At 73.6% G+C, this 16,195-nt stretch carries 19 protein-coding genes and 1 pseudogene; 11 read left to right on the top strand and 9 right to left on the bottom strand.

What is annotated here, in order from left to right; translation table 11 throughout:
• Positions 1–78: 78 nt before the first annotated feature.
• The 3 genes from ACRYR7_RS11810 (at position 79) to ACRYR7_RS11800 (ending at position 2,325) form a co-directional block, all read left to right on the top strand.
• Positions 79–291, top strand: coding sequence for a hypothetical protein (locus ACRYR7_RS11810; RefSeq protein ID WP_432572289.1), 213 nt, complete (start codon positions 79–81; stop codon positions 289–291).
• Positions 292–635: 344 nt separating this feature from the next.
• Entirely contained in the window at positions 636–1,415 is a 780-nt protein-coding gene (locus ACRYR7_RS11805) for a hypothetical protein (protein WP_432572288.1), read from the top strand.
• Between the two features lie 238 nt (positions 1,416–1,653).
• Positions 1,654–2,325 (top strand): hypothetical protein, encoded by a 672-nt coding sequence (locus tag ACRYR7_RS11800; RefSeq protein ID WP_432572287.1) that lies wholly within the window; start codon positions 1,654–1,656, stop codon positions 2,323–2,325.
• 60 nt (positions 2,326–2,385) lie between these two features.
• Here ACRYR7_RS11800 and ACRYR7_RS11795 read toward each other — a convergent pair whose 3' ends face one another.
• The 3 genes from ACRYR7_RS11795 to ACRYR7_RS11785 form a co-directional block, all read right to left on the bottom strand.
• A complete protein-coding gene (locus tag ACRYR7_RS11795; protein WP_432572286.1) occupies positions 2,386–2,667 on the bottom strand; it encodes a hypothetical protein in 282 nt (93 codons plus the stop codon).
• Between the two features lie 245 nt (positions 2,668–2,912).
• The gene (locus ACRYR7_RS11790) at positions 2,913–3,350 is read right to left on the bottom strand and encodes a hypothetical protein (RefSeq protein WP_432572285.1); all 438 of its coding nucleotides are present in this window, start codon (positions 3,348–3,350) and stop codon (positions 2,913–2,915) included.
• Positions 3,351–3,488: 138 nt separating this feature from the next.
• Positions 3,489–4,331, bottom strand: a complete 843-nt coding sequence (locus tag ACRYR7_RS11785; RefSeq protein ID WP_432572284.1) for a class I SAM-dependent methyltransferase — start codon at positions 4,329–4,331, stop codon at positions 3,489–3,491.
• A gap of 73 nt (positions 4,332–4,404) precedes the next feature.
• On the opposite strand from ACRYR7_RS11785, the gene ACRYR7_RS11780 reads away from it, so the two are divergent.
• The 4 genes from ACRYR7_RS11780 (at position 4,405) to ACRYR7_RS11765 (ending at position 6,831) form a co-directional block, all read left to right on the top strand.
• On the top strand, positions 4,405–4,812 hold the full coding sequence (locus ACRYR7_RS11780) for a hypothetical protein (protein WP_432572283.1): 408 nt from the start codon (positions 4,405–4,407) through the stop codon (positions 4,810–4,812).
• Positions 4,813–5,387: 575 nt separating this feature from the next.
• Positions 5,388–5,657, top strand: coding sequence for a hypothetical protein (locus ACRYR7_RS11775; RefSeq protein WP_432572282.1), 270 nt, complete (start codon positions 5,388–5,390; stop codon positions 5,655–5,657).
• A complete protein-coding gene (locus ACRYR7_RS11770; protein WP_432572281.1) occupies positions 5,654–6,181 on the top strand; it encodes a hypothetical protein in 528 nt (175 codons plus the stop codon). Before ACRYR7_RS11775 ends, ACRYR7_RS11770 begins: the two co-directional genes overlap by 4 nt.
• A gap of 110 nt (positions 6,182–6,291) precedes the next feature.
• Positions 6,292–6,831, top strand: coding sequence for a GNAT family N-acetyltransferase (locus tag ACRYR7_RS11765; RefSeq protein WP_432572280.1), 540 nt, complete (start codon positions 6,292–6,294; stop codon positions 6,829–6,831).
• A gap of 114 nt (positions 6,832–6,945) precedes the next feature.
• Here the strand turns inward: ACRYR7_RS11765 and ACRYR7_RS11760 are convergent, their stop codons facing one another.
• From ACRYR7_RS11760 to ACRYR7_RS11745, 4 genes and pseudogenes are all read right to left on the bottom strand, one after another.
• Positions 6,946–7,260, bottom strand: a complete 315-nt coding sequence (locus ACRYR7_RS11760) for a hypothetical protein (protein ID WP_432572279.1) — start codon at positions 7,258–7,260, stop codon at positions 6,946–6,948.
• A gap of 260 nt (positions 7,261–7,520) precedes the next feature.
• Positions 7,521–8,063 (bottom strand): nucleotidyltransferase domain-containing protein, encoded by a 543-nt coding sequence (locus ACRYR7_RS11755; protein ID WP_432572278.1) that lies wholly within the window; start codon positions 8,061–8,063, stop codon positions 7,521–7,523.
• A 109-nt stretch (positions 8,064–8,172) separates the two neighbouring features.
• Positions 8,173–8,613 (bottom strand): hypothetical protein, encoded by a 441-nt coding sequence (locus tag ACRYR7_RS11750; RefSeq protein WP_432572277.1) that lies wholly within the window; start codon positions 8,611–8,613, stop codon positions 8,173–8,175.
• 918 nt (positions 8,614–9,531) lie between these two features.
• Positions 9,532–9,726 (bottom strand): annotated as a pseudogene (locus tag ACRYR7_RS11745) (undecaprenyl diphosphate synthase family protein); the annotation flags it as partial.
• A 283-nt stretch (positions 9,727–10,009) separates the two neighbouring features.
• On the opposite strand from ACRYR7_RS11745, the gene ACRYR7_RS11740 reads away from it, so the two are divergent.
• The 4 genes from ACRYR7_RS11740 to ACRYR7_RS11725 all read left to right on the top strand — a co-directional run bounded on the left by ACRYR7_RS11740 (position 10,010) and on the right by ACRYR7_RS11725 (position 14,620).
• Complete coding sequence (locus ACRYR7_RS11740; protein ID WP_432572276.1) at positions 10,010–10,786, top strand: SigE family RNA polymerase sigma factor; 777 nt, start codon at positions 10,010–10,012, stop codon at positions 10,784–10,786.
• Positions 10,783–12,024: a hypothetical protein gene (locus ACRYR7_RS11735; protein WP_432572275.1), complete on the top strand. Its 1,242-nt coding sequence runs from the start codon at positions 10,783–10,785 to the stop codon at positions 12,022–12,024. The genes ACRYR7_RS11740 and ACRYR7_RS11735 overlap by 4 nt, the downstream gene beginning before the upstream one ends.
• 389 nt (positions 12,025–12,413) lie before the next feature.
• Positions 12,414–13,208 carry an RNA polymerase sigma factor gene (locus tag ACRYR7_RS11730; protein ID WP_432572274.1) on the top strand — a complete coding sequence of 265 codons (795 nt, stop codon included), beginning with the start codon at positions 12,414–12,416 and terminating at the stop codon, positions 13,206–13,208.
• Positions 13,205–14,620, top strand: coding sequence for a hypothetical protein (locus ACRYR7_RS11725; protein ID WP_432572273.1), 1,416 nt, complete (start codon positions 13,205–13,207; stop codon positions 14,618–14,620). The genes ACRYR7_RS11730 and ACRYR7_RS11725 overlap by 4 nt, the downstream gene beginning before the upstream one ends.
• A 249-nt stretch (positions 14,621–14,869) precedes the next feature.
• On the opposite strand, the gene ACRYR7_RS11720 is transcribed toward ACRYR7_RS11725, so the two are convergent.
• Positions 14,870–15,199: a hypothetical protein gene (locus ACRYR7_RS11720; RefSeq protein WP_432572272.1), complete on the bottom strand. Its 330-nt coding sequence runs from the start codon at positions 15,197–15,199 to the stop codon at positions 14,870–14,872.
• A 291-nt stretch (positions 15,200–15,490) separates the two neighbouring features.
• The gene (locus ACRYR7_RS11715; protein ID WP_432572271.1) at positions 15,491–15,913 is read right to left on the bottom strand and encodes a hypothetical protein; all 423 of its coding nucleotides are present in this window, start codon (positions 15,911–15,913) and stop codon (positions 15,491–15,493) included.
• Positions 15,914–16,195 lie beyond the last annotated feature (282 nt).

Raw genomic sequence — 16,195 nt, 5'->3', positions numbered from 1 at the left:
CGGGCGGCTACGTGCTGCGCGAGCGCTGCAGCCAGGACCCCCACCGCCGGGTGCCGCCCGAGCAGCTGAACCTGTCCGATGACCTGCTCAGCCGTCTGCAGGAGTGGGGCGCGCTACGCGCGCACCTGGCGAGCAGGTGGCACCGGCTTCCAGGACCCCCAGGACCTGCAGCGCTGGCGCCACGACGGGCTCCTGCTGGCCCAGGACCTGCAAGCCGAGCTGGGCCGGGACGTCGAGGTGCTCCACGCCGGGCGCGATGTGCGCCGGTGGGGACGCAGCCGGCGCACGTGAGGCTCGCTCACGCCGCCAGGGCGGCCAGCGCTCGCCTGCACAACGGTTGCGGACTCAGGCGCTCAGCGCCACACCAGCGCCACACCAGCGCCACACCAGCGCCACCGCAGCCAGCCGCCCCTGCCGGGCAGGCGCGGCACCTGACCACCAGCGTCCCGCGCGCCCGCTCCTCGCTCACGGCCCACCCACGCCCGCCCACAGCCCGCTCGCGCAGCTGCGACCACGCCAGCGACCACGCCGGGCACACCAGCACCACCACCACTGGCACTCGCTGCACGTCCTGCGCCCGCACCGACGGGGCGAACACCCCCACGCCCACCTCCCCGGCCCCTTACGCTGCAACGGTGATCACCGCCCGGCGCACCTGGCTGTGCGAGGGCGGCGCCCTCGCCGTCCTGGTGGTGCTGGGCCCGCCGCTGGGCGCGCTGCACGTGAACCTGCTGCGCCAGGAGCTGCACCTGGGCTGCTCGCTGGGCGATGACGACAGCAGCGACGCCATCGCCGCGGAGTGGGCCTGCGGCGACGGGCTGAGCTACCTGCTGCCCGGGCTGAGCTACCTGGGCGCCTTGGGCGTGCTGCTCTTCAGCGCGGCGCTGGCCGTGGCGGTGCGAGGCGCCGGTGAGGCCGGGCGGCACCTGCTGCGCGCGGTGCTGTGGGTGCAGGTGCTCGCCCTGGCGGTGCTGGTGCTGCCCACCGCCCTGCACACGCTGTCCACGCTGTCCACCTTCCCCGGGCGCGGGCCGGCGGCGGCGCCGCTGGCGCTGATCCCACCGGTGCTGGCCGCGGCCGGCGCCACCGCCGTCACCGCCGCCCTGGCCGCGGCGCACCTGCGGCACCGGGACACCCACCCGCGGCGCTGGCTGGTGCCACTGGGGTGGACCCTGGCCGCGCTGGCCACGCTGGCCACCGTGCCGGTGCTGGCCGGGGGCGCACCAGCGGCGATGGTGGCGGTGTGGGTGCTGGGTGTGCTGGCGGCGCTGTCCACGCGGGCGCGCTGGCAGCGCTGGCGCCCCTCGCCGCACTGGCCCGCCACGCTGAGCACCCAACACCTCGCCGGCGGCGGTGACGGCGGTGGTGGCGGCAACAGCGGCAGCGGCGACACAGGTGGCGCCGCCCACGGCTGAGGTGCCAAACCCAGGTGCCACACCGAGGTGCCACACCGCGGCGAGCTGGCCAGGACCGCTGGGACCGCCGGCGACGAGGCCGCGAGGTGCCGGTGCCCGTGCCCGTGCCCGTGCCCGTGCCCGCGAGCACACCCCCGCACCGACGTGCCGGCGCTTCGCGCTGGAGCACCGGGACCACCCGTTCAGCCGCTCAAGCAAGCGCGCTCAAGTGCCGAGGCGGACCTGCCGAGAACCCGCCATGCCGAGTGCGCTGCGCACCACCGTGGCCCTGGCGATGAGCGCTCCCGTGCTGCTGCTCTCCAGCGGCCACGCCGCCACCGGCACCACAGCCTTTGGTGAGCCGACCCCCAGCGAGGCGTCCACCTCGGTGGCCTCGGTGACCTCGGCGCTGGCCGCGCAGCAGCACATCCCCGCCGACTGCTACACCTCCAGCTTGTACAACCACGTCGCCGGTGCACCCGGTGTGCCCGACCTGGACGCTGCCCAGGACGAGCTGGCGCAGCTGGCCCGCACCCGGGAGCAGGCCCTGCCCGTCTCCTTCACCGACGGCGCCCACGGCGGTGACGACGACGCCTCCGGCACCGGCGCCGGGACCGGTGCCGGTGGTGAAGGTGGTGAAGGTGGTGACGAGCGTGCGATGCGCGTGGCGCAGGCCGCGGAGGTCGCCGCGCTGAAGATCCTCAGCGCACCCGGCGCCCACCGCTGGAGCCAGCACGGCCTCTTGCACCTGAGCGTGCACAACGAGCACGGGCAGCTGCTGGCGCAGGCCGACTACCACCCCGCCGGCTACCACCCCGCCGGCCACGGCGAGCCCTCCACCGAGCCCGCCGGCTACCTGATGGGCACCCTCACCTACGCGGCCGGTGGCGTGCTCACCGGCGGGCAGGGCTGCACCACGGCAGGCAGCTGAGCACCTGAGCGAGCCGCTCGCTCATCCCGGTGCCCAGGACGCTGCACGCTCAGCCAAGCATCAGCAGAAGGTCTCGAAGACCAGCAGGCGAGCAGGCTCGCCACCGTCGTCGCAGTGCCAGACGTGCGCTGCCCACGTGAGTCCCCCAGCGCTGCAGGACGGGGCCGCCTCGCCCGGCTGCTCGAAGCAACGATGCACTTCGCGCCACCAGGTTCGGGCCTGCTCCGCGCTCAGGCGGGTCACCTCGCCACCAGTTGAGGAGCGGATGAGGACGTCCTGCTCTCGGTGCAGGAACTGGCGCACCTGCTTGGCGTCGCACCAGCGCGCCCACTGGTCGTCCACCGGTGGCCTGCCTCGTCGACCAGGTCGTTGCCAGGGGTGTGCGCTACCGGGTCGTGAGCCACAGGATCAGTCTCGTCCGCCGAGGGCACGAGCGTCAGCGACTTCACGGTCATCCCGTCATCAGCGCGCGATCATGACCGGCCGAGACGTCTGCTCGCACCGATCTGCGGATGGGCGCCCAAGCTCCCCAATGGGATCAACGATTCCGCCGAGTGCGTGTTCGGACCCCGCGCATCATCGGTGGATCAGGTCTCAATCCACACCTCATCGTCACCGGTGAGCGCTGGGGCCGGAGCGAGCCGGCCTCGAGCGATCCCGGCCTCCCGCAGAGCCTTGGCGACGATGCCGGCGGTGGTGTGGCCAGCCTCCGGCGTCATGTGTCCGTTGTTGTCGATCACGATGAAGGGGCCGTCGGGGTGGCGGTAGATCGGCCCGACCCAGCTGGGATTGTCCAACGGCCGGGGCAGGGCGTTGTTGCGGTCCATCTCCTCGTCGGTGAGCTCTCGTCCATCCTCCACGACGTGGTAGAGCCGCGGTACCACCATCGCCAGGGCGTGTGCAGCACGTTCCGCCTCGTGCGGAGGCACCTGCACCTGCAAGGAGGTGTCCTGCGTGTCCCCGTAAGGGTCGCGGGGGTTAACCCCGAACAGCGTCGGATCCACCTCGATGATCGATTCGCTCACGGTCCACCAGTGTGAAAGCCGCACGGCGGTGGGCACCAGCCACTTCACTCGCCTGCTGCGATCTCGGTGCGGTCACGGCCGGGCGGAGACGTCACGGTCACCCCGCGTTGAACGCGTGATCAGCGAGGCGGCGCAGCGCTACCCCTCCGCACGCCCCAGGTACAGCAGGTGCCCGGCGGTGCCGAGCAAGCTGCTCTCGCCCGCCGTGCGCACCAGCAGCTCCAAGACCGCCTCGTACGCCTCAGCGTCATCGACACGCAGCTCGTCGAGGGCATCGTGCAACCCGGTGGCGAAGCCGTCGGTGGAGGCCAGCAGCACCTGCCGCAACCCCGCCTGCCCCAGCTCGGCCCCCACCCGCGCCGGGTCCACGCCGTAGCCGTGGGTGAAGCGCCCCGGGTGCGGGTTGGTGTACTCCCCGCGGCTCAGCACAGCCTCGATGAAGGCGGGATCGGCCAGGCGGGCCCGCTCATCGGCGATGCTCAACGTGCGCCGCAGCAGCGCCCACGTCGGCATCAACGCGATCGCGACCAGACCTGCGGGGGCGGTCACGCGCACCACCTCACCCAGCGCGCGACGCCGATCCGCGGCGTCGGGCAGGTGGTAGAAGGGCCCCAGCGCTACCGTCGCCGCGAAGGTGCCGTCGGGCCAGCGGCTCAGGTCCCGCGCGTCGGCTCGCACCACCTCACGGACCCTCCCAGCCCCCTCGGCACCCGTCTCCTGAAGGCGCCGGCGCGCCAGCTCCAGCAGGTTCGCAGACAGGTCGGCCAGGGTCACGTCCAGTCCTCGCCCGGCCAGCCAGGCGCTGTAGCGGCCGGGGCCAGCGCCCAGGTCCAGCACCGCTCCGCTGGCGGGCAGGTGCGGTGCCATCAGCCGCGTGGTCAGGGCGAACTCCAGACGTCCCTCGGCGCTCAGCAGCCTGTCGAGCTCGCGCTCGTGGAAGGAGGCGTAGTACTCCTGCACCGCGTCGTGCTGATCGACCATGACCGCATCCTGGCACCGCGGTGATCTTCCGGTCATCCCGCTGACACAGCGCACTGGAGGGCAGACTGACCCGATGATCCAGTCCGCGGAAGGCGAGAGAAGCCCACAGGAGGGGTCCTCGATGCCGGGGCGACGCGAGGAGCCGCCACCGGTGCCGGTCGGTCTCGGCGCGATGGCCGGGCCCGTGACGGATGCCCAGGACCCGACCCTGGCTGATCTTCGCCAGCAGATCATCGATCCGCTCGTCCACGAGGTATTCGCCGCCGGTGCCATCGAGGTCATCACTCTGAGCTGGGGCGTCAACGGCCACCCCGGCGACGTCTGGCTCCGCGTCGACCTGGTCGACGCGCCCAGCTTCCGGCAACCGCTGGTCCAGGCAGCCACTCGAGAAGAGGCGGTCTGCGAGGTGGGATCGACAGAGCTCGCTGACTTCCTACGGACGCGGTTGCTTTGGTGGTTGGAGACCACAGCTCCTTCATAAGCCTGGGGCTCGTGGTGCGGCGAGCTGGTCAACGCGGCGAACGGCTGGCCGCATCTCACGGTCACCCACACATCACCGCGTTGTGCGCGGTCCTGAGCTGCCGGTGACATCGCGACCGCGACGATGACTGAGCGCACGCCGAGCACGACGATCCCCCACACGTCGCCGATGACCGGGCACCGGACGTACGGCACGCTGATCACATGACCAGCCACCCGCCGCCGCCCTTCCTCGAAGGCCTCGGGGTCCTCGCCCACGGTCCCCACCTCCTCGGCGCAGGACCTAGCGTCGGCATCGGGCTGCGCTGCGTCTTCGCCCACCCCGAAGGACTGCTGCTCTCCATCCAGGTCAAAGCACTCGGACAGGCCGCCCTCCACGCCCGAGAAGGTGACCGCCGCGGTGCTCGAGGCGGCAGCCGGAGCAGAAGCGGATCCCGCCGACCGGCCCAGCCCTGGCGAGCCGTGAACTTCGTGCGCCTGTCCGTCATCGCCCCCCAGAGCGAGAACCAACCCCAGCCCCAGCCCCAGCCCCAGCCCCAGCCCCAGCCCGTGCTGGAGCTGCACCACCACCGCCACGTGAGCGCGCACACCACCCGCAGCGGGGCCTGCGATCCAGGCGCCGACCCAGGCCCTGACGGTCCGGACGGTCCGGACGGTCCGGACGGTGACGCCCCGGGCATCCCCGTCCACGTCCAGGACATCGACGCCTGGTGGCCGGCCCTGCCCCCACGTGCCCGCCTCACCCTGCAGGCCGGCTGGCCCGAGATGGGCGTCCCCGTGAGCACGACGGTGCTGCAGCTGAAAGACCTGGACCAGGTGCACGAGGGGGTGGTGAGCCTGCGGTGAGCGAGCAGCCGAGGGAAGTCGAGGAGTCCAGCGACACCTGGCGAAGGCTGGGAGCCATCGTCCACGGACCCGCCGTCCTGGCCCGCGCCCCCGGCATCGCCGTCGGGCTGCGCTGCGTCTTCGCCTACCCCGACAGCCTGAGCGTCTGGCTGGTGGCCCGCGCCGAGGCGGCGTTGATCCCCCAGGACCCACCGCCGCGCAGCGACGCCGAGGCCGTCGTGCAGGCGCAGCGGGAAGCGCTGTGGCCGGGCCGGCCTCACGACCCCCTCGTCCACGTCACCATGAACCACGCTCCCGCGCAGCGGCTGTCCTGGGCCGAGCGCCGCGACGACTGCACCATCGACGGCGTCCGCTACATCTCCTGCTCAGCGCGCCTCCTGGGGCTGCCCGCCGGCGGGCAGCTCGACGTCGAGGTGTCCTGGGGGCCGGCCCTGGCCCCGGTCTTGACGCGGGTACAGCTCTCGCAACTGCAGCGCCTCACGGACAGAGCGCTTCCCTTCGTCGAGGACCCGGGGCCCTCCTAGACCTGACCTGCTCGTACGGCGCTCCCGGCTCGACCTCTGCGGTCCCCAACCGCGCGGTCATCCCGCTGTCATGGACGTCCCACTCGCATCGCTACTGCCAAGATCGGCTCGTGCAGACACTGCAGTCCGAACGCCTGCGGCTGCGGCAGTGGACCACTGACGACGCCGACTTCGTCCTGGACATGTGCTCACGGTGGGAGGTGCAGCGCTACATCGGTGCCCACCCGCGCGTCCTGCACGACCACGACGGGGCGCTCGATCTCATCGCCCGCTGGCAATCCCGCCAGGACCAGGTGCACCGGGTCTGGGCCGTGCAGCACCGCCACGGGCACCTGCTGGGCACCCTGCTGCTGGTGGCCCTGCCCGCCTCCGGCGGCACTCCACCGCCGCGGCCCATCGGGGAAACCGAGATCGGCTGGTACTTCCACCCCGACGCCTGGGGACACGGCTACGCCCAGGAGGCCGCGACCGTGGGCCTGCACTATGCCTTCGACGCGGGGCTCAGCGAGGTGCTGGCCGTCACCCACCCCGACAACGCCGCCTCCCAAGCCCTGTGCCGCAGGCTCGGGATGCACCACCTGGGCCGCACCGGCCGGTACTACGACATGACCTGCGAGCTGTTCAGCACCAGCCGCCCCCGGGCCGAGTGAGCGGAGAGGGTCGTCGCAGAGGGCTCGGTCACCCCGCCGACCCGGCGCGCTCACCGGGGACATCGAGCGCACCGCACAGCGCCACCACGCACCAGCACGCTGCACAGGGCCAGCTCAGCGCTGATCGATCCAGGCTTCGGTCCGCGTGCCCTCACCGGTGCGCGCCGAGGTCCACGTGCACACCCACTGCACGTCCTCGGCCGAACCCGTCACCTCGAAGCCCTCCCCCGCCTGCACCGGCACCTCACGCACCGACACCTGAGGCACCTCGACGTAGTCCCCGGCGCCGGGCAGCTCGTACTGCCGCACCGCCATCTCCCGGCACGTCTGCACAGCGACACCGCGCGGATCAGGCAGCTCGAACCCGCCGCACGCGGCGAGCACAGGCACCACCAGCAGCGCCCCCGCCAGGACCGGCCAACGCCTCACAGCTCACCCCCCACCCCTCAACCCCTCGACCCCTCAACCCCTCGACCCCCTCAGCCCTCCGGTGCAGGACGCCCTCCCCGGTGCTGCGACACCAGCAACCCGTGCCGCGCTGCTTCGCGCATCACGGCGACAGGGTTCCACGACCTGCCTCGTTCCTCACCTCGCGCGTCACCCGCTCACGGCGCCGTCCGCGCCGTCGCGGTCACGGCGCGGACATCGCGCTCTTGCCGAAGCGCGTTCCACAGAGCACACGAGCCGGATCAGCTCCTGCCAGGTCGATCGGTGACGTACTGCTCGGGCAGCGGAACACCGAAGCGCTCGCACAGCGCCATCACGTCGTGCACGTCGTCGCCGTCGTGCTCGTAACCGGTGTGCGAGCGCACCTGGTACTGCGCCGTCAGGCACCGCACCGCCCGCCCGGCGATCACGCCGGTCCCCAGCAGGGAGCAGGCGGGGTAGGCCTGCCCGTGGGGTCCGTACCAGCCGGTGCCGTCCCCACCGGTGCGGATCACGTGCAGGTCCACCTGCCGCCCGGCCTGATCGGCCACGACGAAGTTCCACGCCCGCCCGCCGGGCACCTCGGTGAACGCGGCCGCCTGCAGGGCCGCGCGGACAGCCGGCAGGTCCTCCTCCTCGACGACCAGGTCCAGGTCCCGGTGCTCTCGGCTCTGCGCACCCAGCAGGGCATCCACGCCCCAGCCACCATCGACCCACACCGATCCCGCACCCGCCGCGGCGAGCAGGTCCAGCACTTCCAGCACGTCGTGCGCCCGCACCAGCACCGGGCCGATGCTACCGAGCACGCAGCACCCCCGCTGATGCCCGCTGAGGCCCGCTGAGGCCCGCTGACGGCAACGGTCAGGACACCCGCGACGCCCTCACCACCGATGCACGCCCTGCCCCGCGGGCCGGTCAGTACGTCATGCCCAGCGCCTCCTGCACCCTGGACAACGTCGCCTGCGCCACGGCGTTGGCGTGCTCGTTGCCCACCGCCAGCACCGCGCGCAGGTGGTCGTCCGCGTCGGCCAGCTCACGACGCCGCGCCCGCAGCGGGCGCAGGTGCTCGTTGACCGCCTCGGTCACCACCGCCTTCAGCACCGCGGCTCCGCCGTCGCCGACCTCGGCCGCCACCGCTGCCGGGGTGGTGCCCCGGCACAGCGCCGCGGTCAGCAGCAGGCTGGACACCTCCGGGCGGTTCACCGGGTCGTAGGTGATGCGCCGCTGCGCGTCCGTCTTCGCCGAGCGGATCAGCTTGGCGGTCTGATCCTCGCTAGCGCGCAGCGCGATCGCGTTGCCGGCGCTCTTGCTCATCTTCGCCCCGTCGGTGCCCAGCAGCAGCGGAGACGACGACAACAACGCCTCCGGTGATCCCGGCGGGCCCTTCCGGCGTCGACGGGCATCCGATCGGCTCGTGGCCGCCGGCGCAGCCGCTCGTCCTCCTTAAGGACCTCAACCGCCCAGAGGCGGGCAGGAAGGGCTGACGCGCCCGCCTCGTGCCGGGCAAGGACACGAGGCGGGCGTCCGTGGAGAAGCGCTTGCACGCTACGCCTGCGGCCGGGCTCTCGGGGTGCGCACGCCGAGCAGAGCCAGTCCGCACGCTCCCTGCACTGCTGCCACAGACGGGTCGATGCCGGCTTCGTTGAGCTGAGGAAGCGTGCCCAGCAGCCACGCCGCCAGCAGCAGGCGAAGCAACCCGCTCCCGGGCGGCGGCAACGCGCCGAACGGTTGACATGCCCTGACGACCCGCTGCAGGGCCTCTACGCTGACGGTGGATGCGGATGCCATGAGGCAACCCTCCGAGTGCTCGTTGTGCAGATGGGCACCCAGCACGGCCCCCTCCGGACCTCGGGGCTGCGCACCCCGGCCAGGGGGTGCGCGACCTCCCGGCAGGGGGTCGTTGCGCTGAGCGGGGCAGGGCCACAAGAGCCCTTCCCGCCCACGACGCTAGCGGCGCAAGCGTTGCGCGGGGCCGGGAACACGCCCGTCCGGGTGAGCATCGGGTGACAGCCGGAGGACGCTCGAGCGCCTCAGCGCCCCTTGTCGTCACAGCGGGCTGCACGAGACCTCCTCACCGCGCTGTGCGTTGTACCTCCCGAAGGCGCAGCACCCACAGAAAGCCCTACGGGCGCAACGACTCACGCGCGAAGTAACCCAGCTGAAGGTGGTGGTGCCCGCCTTCCGGCTCGCTGACCACCAGCGGCAGGACGCAGAGGTCCCGCACGAACGTGCGGCATCCCCCGCGCCTGCAGGAAGCCCGCCTCGCGTCGGCGGGAAGTCCACCTTGCGGAAGTCCGGCCACAGCACCTCGCAGAAGTACAGCTCGGTGTGCGCGCTCTGCCACAGCAGGAACCCCGACAGGCGCTGCTCGCCCGAGGTGCGGATCACCAGGTCCGGGTCCGGCTGACCCTTGGTGTACAGGTGCGCGGCGATGTGGTCCACCGTCAGCACGTCCGCCAGCTCCTCGATCGGGGAGGTCTGCTGCACGATCAGTGACAGGTTGGTGACCTGTCACTGATCGTGCAGCAGACCCGACCTGTGAGCTGGAAGCACCTGCAGCCGGTGACCCAGGACCTAGCGGGTGCACCTGGCGCGAGGAGCAAGCGGCGCGAGCCGTGACCATCCGCAGCCGGCCGGTCATCGCCTCCTCGCAGCAGGCTGCCAAGTTGGTGTGGGCTGCCTGTCAACCACCCAGGAGGCGATGGCGTCTGGAACGGTGACCCCGCCAGACCAGCGTGAAGGACGGCCCCTTGTGCACACTCACGGGCGAGACTCCCAGCAGGGCCCGGACCCCACCTCCAGCCCCCGACCCGCCCACCAGCACGAGCGCGACTTCGAGGACTGGGCCGGCGCGCACGCCGACGAGCTGATGCGCACCGCCCTCTTGCTCACCGGCGAGCACCACCTGGCCGAGGACCTCCTCCAGGACGTGCTGGAGCGCACCTACCTGCACTGGCGGCGCATCCAGCAGCCCGGCGCCTACGCGCGCACCGTCATGGCCCGCGCCGTCACCGACCGCTGGCGCCGGCTGGGCCGGCGCCCCCGCGAGGTTCCCCTGGACGCGCTGTGGCCCGAGCAGATCGACGGCAACCGCGGCCCCGGCACGCTCAGCGGCCACCACGCCGGCGACAACACCGGTCAGCACCGCGCCCACGACACCCACGACGCCGCGACCCGCTACGCCGAGCAGGACGAGGTGACCGCCGCTCTGCGCCGGCTCTCCCCGCGCCAGCGCGCGGTGCTGGTGCTGCGCTACTACGAGGACTTCACCGAAGCGCAGATCGCCGACGCGCTGAACTGCTCCACCGGCACCGTGAAGACCCAGGCCTCCCGCGGGCTGGCCCGGCTGCGGGAACTGCTGGGCGCCTCCCGCGCGCAGCCACCGGATCCCCTCTCCACCCCAGCACGCGCTTCGTCACCCTCCTCGCCCACGGCGCCGAAGACGCTCCGCACCCCAGCCTCCAGCAGCCCCACCTCTCCGCTTCCCTCGCTTCCTCCGCTTCCCTCGCCTCAGGAGCGCACCCGATGAGCCCCCACGACCCCCGCACCCCCTCCGGCCCCACCCCCGAGCACGAGGAGCACGACCCCACCGCGCAGCGGCTGCGGCACGCCCTGAGCCGGGCTGGACGCGACGTGCACGCACCCGCCGGCATCACCGCCGCCGCACTGCGCGCAGGGCACCGTCGGCGCCGGCAGCGCCGCGCCGCCCTCGCCGCGCCCCTGGCCCTCCTGGCTCTCGTCGGCGGGGTGGGCGCCGCGACGGGCTGGCGGCCCTCCACCGACCCGGTGCGCACCGTCCCGGCCGTCGAGCAGGTCCGCGAGGGCGAGCGGGCCGCGCAGAGCATCGACGGCGTCCTGGCGCAGCTCGCGCCGGAGAACGACTGGCCCCTCCACCCCGAGACCGCCGAGGTCATGCTCATCGACCGCTGCATGGCCCAGCAGGGGCTCAACGTGCAGCGCGCACCGCTGGCTCCGGCCAGCAGCCTGCAGCAGGCCATCGATCGGGGTGGCGAGCTCCCCTTCCTGCAGGCGTGGGCCGCGCACGGCAGCGACTACGGCATGGCCGGCTCCATCCGCCAGGCCCTGCAGCAGCCTCCCACCGGCGTGCTGGGCGAGTTCGTGCACGGCACCCCCGACGGCTACGAGGAAGCCCTCAACGGCGACCCCGCCCAAGAGCTGACCCTGCCCACCGGCAACGGCGGTCGCTTGACCGTGGTGACCACCGGCTGCACCGGCCAGGCCGTGCAGGAGCTGTACGGGGTGGGTGTGGAGCAGTACCAACGCACCTACCTGCCGGTGCGGGCACTACCCGAGCAGCTGCAGGAATCCCTCGCAGAGGCCGCCCAGGACGACGAGCGGCTGCGCAACGCGGTACGGGCGTGGTCGCAGTGCATGGACGCGCGCGGGCACGAGGTGGACACCCCCGCCGACCTGCCGCTGCGGCTGCAGGAGCAGCGCCGCGATGTGCTGCTGGACAAGGCCGATGGCACGGGCGCCACCGCGGCCGACCTCGATGCCTTCGCCGCCTTCGAGGCCTCGCTGGCGCAGGCGGACCGGGCGTGCAAGGACACCAGCGACCTCACCCCCGTCTTCGCCGAGGTCCTCACCCGCAGCTGGGAGCGCCTGGCCGGTCAGCACGCCGCGGAACTGGCCGCCTACCGGGCCCTGCTCGAGCACGCACGCACCGTCGTCGACCAGCTGGCCACCGGCACCGCGGCCCGCAGCGGGGGGAGCAGCGAGAGGAGCACCGGGGACGGTGCTCGTTGACGTCCCGGCACACCAGCAGGGGTGGACCGCCGGGAGGGGAGCGGTCCACCCCGGTTGCTGCCGGCGGGACCTGCTGCACGGACACGGCACGTCGCACCCACGTGCATCGGGCAGGCCGTGGTGCACGCCTTGCCGGGCCACGGCACAACCAGCGCTGGTAGCGCTGCCGACTCTGGTGACGCCAGAGAGCTGCCCCTGCCCCTGCCCCTGCTCCCCGCTCCGGGTCCCGGCTGGTCGGCGCCGCGCGGCACCGGTGATCAGGACCCCTGCCCTGCAGGGACAGCAAGGCCGGGACAGCACGGCCCGGTCCTGCTGTCCACCCCGGCCGTGCTGTTCGCCCCCTCCGTGCCGGCTGTAACGCCGGGGCGGGGCACCGGACATGTGAGCAGGTGAGGGTCGTCCAAGAACGAGCAGAAGCGCAGCCGGCGCGCGAGCGCTTCACCGCGCTGTACGAGCAGCACTACGCCGCGGTGCTGGCCTACGTGCGCCGGCGCGGTGGGGAGCAGCACGCGCGCGATGTGACCGCGGAGGTCTTCACCACCGCCTGGCGCCGCTTGGAGCAGGTGCGCGAGCCTGCCCTGCCCTGGCTGCTGCGCACCGCCGCCTTCACGCTGGCCAACGCCGAGCGCGGGCAGCGGCGCAGCCAGCGCCTGGCGGCGCGGTTGAGCATCGTGGACCCCCCGGGCACCGGCGCGGACCCGGCCGAGGACGTCAGCGCCCGCCATCGGGTGCTGCAGGTGCTCGCCCAGCTGGGCGAGCGCGATCGCGAGCTGGTGCTGCTGACCAGCTGGGAAGGCCTAACACCCACCGAGGCCGCGCAGGTCGTGGGCTGCAGCGCGCCCACCGCTCGGGTGCGCCTGCACCGCGCCCGCGCCCGGTTGCGCACCCTGCTGGCCGACGTGGACGAGGCGGACCTGCCGGGCCAGCCCGCCCGGCCCGACCGGCCCGGTCGCGCCGGCGGCCTGGCCGAGCCGCCCCGTGCAGCCACCGACCCGCAGGACCCAGGAGACATGGAAGACCCGGTGGACCCGGTGGACCCGGTGCGCTCGGCCCGACGAGCCGGTGCAGCCGGCCCAGCGCGAACCGCACCGCCAAACCCACCGCGAAACCCAGCGCGAACCGCACCGACAAACCCAGCGCGAACCGCAGGCGTGAAGCGCACGATGCCGGAGGAGTCCCGATGACCAAGCGCCTGAACGACGCCGCTCTGGAGCACCTGCTGAAGGCCGCCGACCCCGCCGCGCGCACCGCGCCCGCCCACGCGGCCCAGGCGGCCCAGGCGGCCCAAGCAGTGGGCGCGCTCGATCAGCGGGCCCGCCAGGACCTGCGCGCCATCCTCGAGGGCCCCACCCCGGGGCAGGAGCAGGGCCCGGCCCCGGCGCGTGCGGACGGCCCGATGCCCACCCGCAGCACCCAGCCCACCCAGCCCACCCAGCTCAACCGGTCCACCCGGCCCGAGCGCCCGCGGCCCTCAGCGCCGCAGGCGATCCCCTCGCCCGCGCACCCCACGGCGCACCCCCCGGCGAACGCCCCGGCGCGCGCCACGCCCCGGTCCTCGGTGCGCTCAGCGCAGCCCTCGCGGCGCTGGGCGCTGCGCACCCTGACCGGCAGCGCGGTGGCCGCCGCCCTGCTGGTCGGCGGCAGCGTGCTCAGCGGGCAGGGCTGGCTGCCCGGGCCGCAGGGTGGGAGCGCGCAGGCGGCCACCCCGCCGCTGCTGCGCCCGGCCGGTGGCGTGCAGCTGAGCGGGTACGGGCTGCACCCGGTGCCCGGTGAGCCCCCGGCCGCCGGCGTGCTGCAGCAGCTGGCCGAGCGCGTCCAAGACCTGCCCGACGACGTCGGCGCGCCGGACGGGCGCTACGCGCGCATCCAGCTGCGCTCGTGGTCGCTGTGGACGCAGGTGGAGAACAGCTCGCAGAACAGCTCACCGGGCAGCTCGCGAGGCGGTTCCGCCGGCGCGCGCGTCACCTCCCGGGTGGTGCCGGTGCAGACGACCACCTGGACCGCCGCCGACGGCAGCGGCACCAGCATCAGCACCACCGCCGGCAGCACCGCCGGCAGCACCGCCAGCAGTTCCGCCGACAGCTCCGGCAGTTCCGGCAGCACCGCCGGCAGCCCTGCCGGCAGTCCTACTAGTGCCGGCAGTGCGGGCAGTGGGCCGCAGGTGCGCTCGCTGACGTGGCCGCTGGGCTCGCTCTCCAGCGACCCGGCCGTCCTGGCCGAGCAGCTGCAGCAGGCGCACCCGGTGGCCAACGGCCCGGCCGAGCGCCTGATCGCCCTGGGCGACCTGTACCGCGAGCAGCCCCTGAACCCGGCGGTGCGCGCGGGGCTGCTGCGCTACCTGGCCGTCACCGAGGGCCTGCAGCTGCAGGGGATGGTCACCGACCGCGCCGGGCGCATCGGGATCGCGGTGCACGTGCGCTCCGAGCACAGCGGCCTGCCCACCCGCTACACCCTGGTCATCGACCCCGTCAGCGGTGCGCTGCTGGGCGCGGAGCAGGTACTCACCGACAGCGCCGGGGCGCTGAACGTGCCGGTGCCCTCGGTGATCTCGTACACCTGCTACCTGGACGCCCGCTACAGCAGCACCTTGAGCTGAGCACCGGCCCCGGGCGCCGCGGCGGCGGGCACGACGGCCCACGCGGTTCGGGCCACCCAGGTGGAGGGGGCACCGGCGGGTGCGGGTTCCGGCGGGTGCGGGTTCCGGCGGGTGCGGGTTCCGGCGGGTGCGGGTTCCGGCGGGTGCGGGTTCCGGCGCGCGCGGTGCGGGAACCCGCGCCCTGCCCTAAGCAGCTGGGGGCAGCGGGAACCGCACAGGGCCCGGTGGCCAGGTACCGCGGCGCTCAGCTCACCGCTCCCGGTGTCCGCTGCTTCTGGGCGCGCAAGGCGTGCTCCTGCAACGACGCGTCCGAGCTGTCAGCAGGGCAGCGGTGCTGGCACCGGTGGCCAGCACCGCCGCCAGCATCCACACCGGCGCCGGCCAGGCCGGCGGGTCCTTCAAGCTGCTGTCGGCGATGACCACGCTCTTGGCCGTCCACACCCCCAGCAGCACCACGCTAAGCAGGTACAGCCCCACCGCCGCGCGGCTCCAGCCCCGCCGCACGGCGGCCACCAGCAGCGGCAGCACGACGACGACCACAGCCACGAGCGCGGGTCCCAGCGCGTCGATCACCTCCACGACACCACTCCTCCGCCGGCGACACGCACGTGCGGGCCGCAGGTGCCCACCGTGGCAGGCACCGCCCTCGCCCGGGGGCATCGGCGAGCTCCTTCACGACCCCTGCGCTCGACACACCGGCTCACGGTACGGAGCGGTGCACCCCAGTGCGCTCGCGGACCCGACATCCCGCACCGGGCGCAGCTCCTGCCACAGCTTCGGGCTCGGCCAGCCGCGCTCCAGCTCGCTGAGCAGCCCGCGGGACACCACCGGCAGCCACCGGCACCAGCGGCAGCCAGCGGCCTCACGCCGTCACCGGCAAAGCCTTCGAGCCTCGACCTGCTTCCGGTACAGCCGGTAGCTCTGCCCTCCTGCTGCGATCTCCAGGTAGCGCCTTGCGCGCCCGAAGGGGCGCGGCTCTTCCTTCTCCTCGAAGCGACCACGCAGGTACTCACCGGCCAGGCTCACCAGCAAGTGCAGGACCGCCACCTGGCCCTCGTGCGCGTGGTCGAACTCCTGGTGCCCGAACCCTGCGGGAACGTCGATGAAGAACGCCTCGGCGCCGGAGGTCCAGATCTGCACCCGCCGGTCGGCGAGCAGGGGTCCGGAGCCACCCGGTGGTGACGGACGGATCAGGATGGTGATGTACCCGCCGTCCCGCTGGCTGCTCACGGACAGCCCGCCGACCTGCCGGGCGGCGCTTTCGACGACGTCCTGGACCTCATCCAGGTCCACGCCCCACCTCCTGCTCCTCTCGTGCCCGCCGTTCCTGCACCGGCTTCGGCTCCGGCTCCCCGATGCAGTCGCCGACTCCTGTGCACCGCCTCCCGGCGGCGTGGACGTGGCGGTCTTGTCGGCAGCGGCGCGAGAGCACTGCCGGGCCGGGAGCCGAAGGCGTGCGGGGCACGCACGCTCTGGACGAGGTGGTGGGGGGGGGGGGGGGGGGGGGGCCCCCCCCCCCCCCCCCCCCCCCCCGCCACCCCCGCCCCCCCCCCCCCCCCCAAACCCCCCCCGCCC

Source organism: Kineococcus gurbantunggutensis, assembly GCF_050871925.1.
GTDB lineage: Bacteria > Actinomycetota > Actinomycetes > Actinomycetales > Kineococcaceae > Kineococcus.
This window is presented reverse-complemented; position numbering and strand designations above follow the sequence as displayed.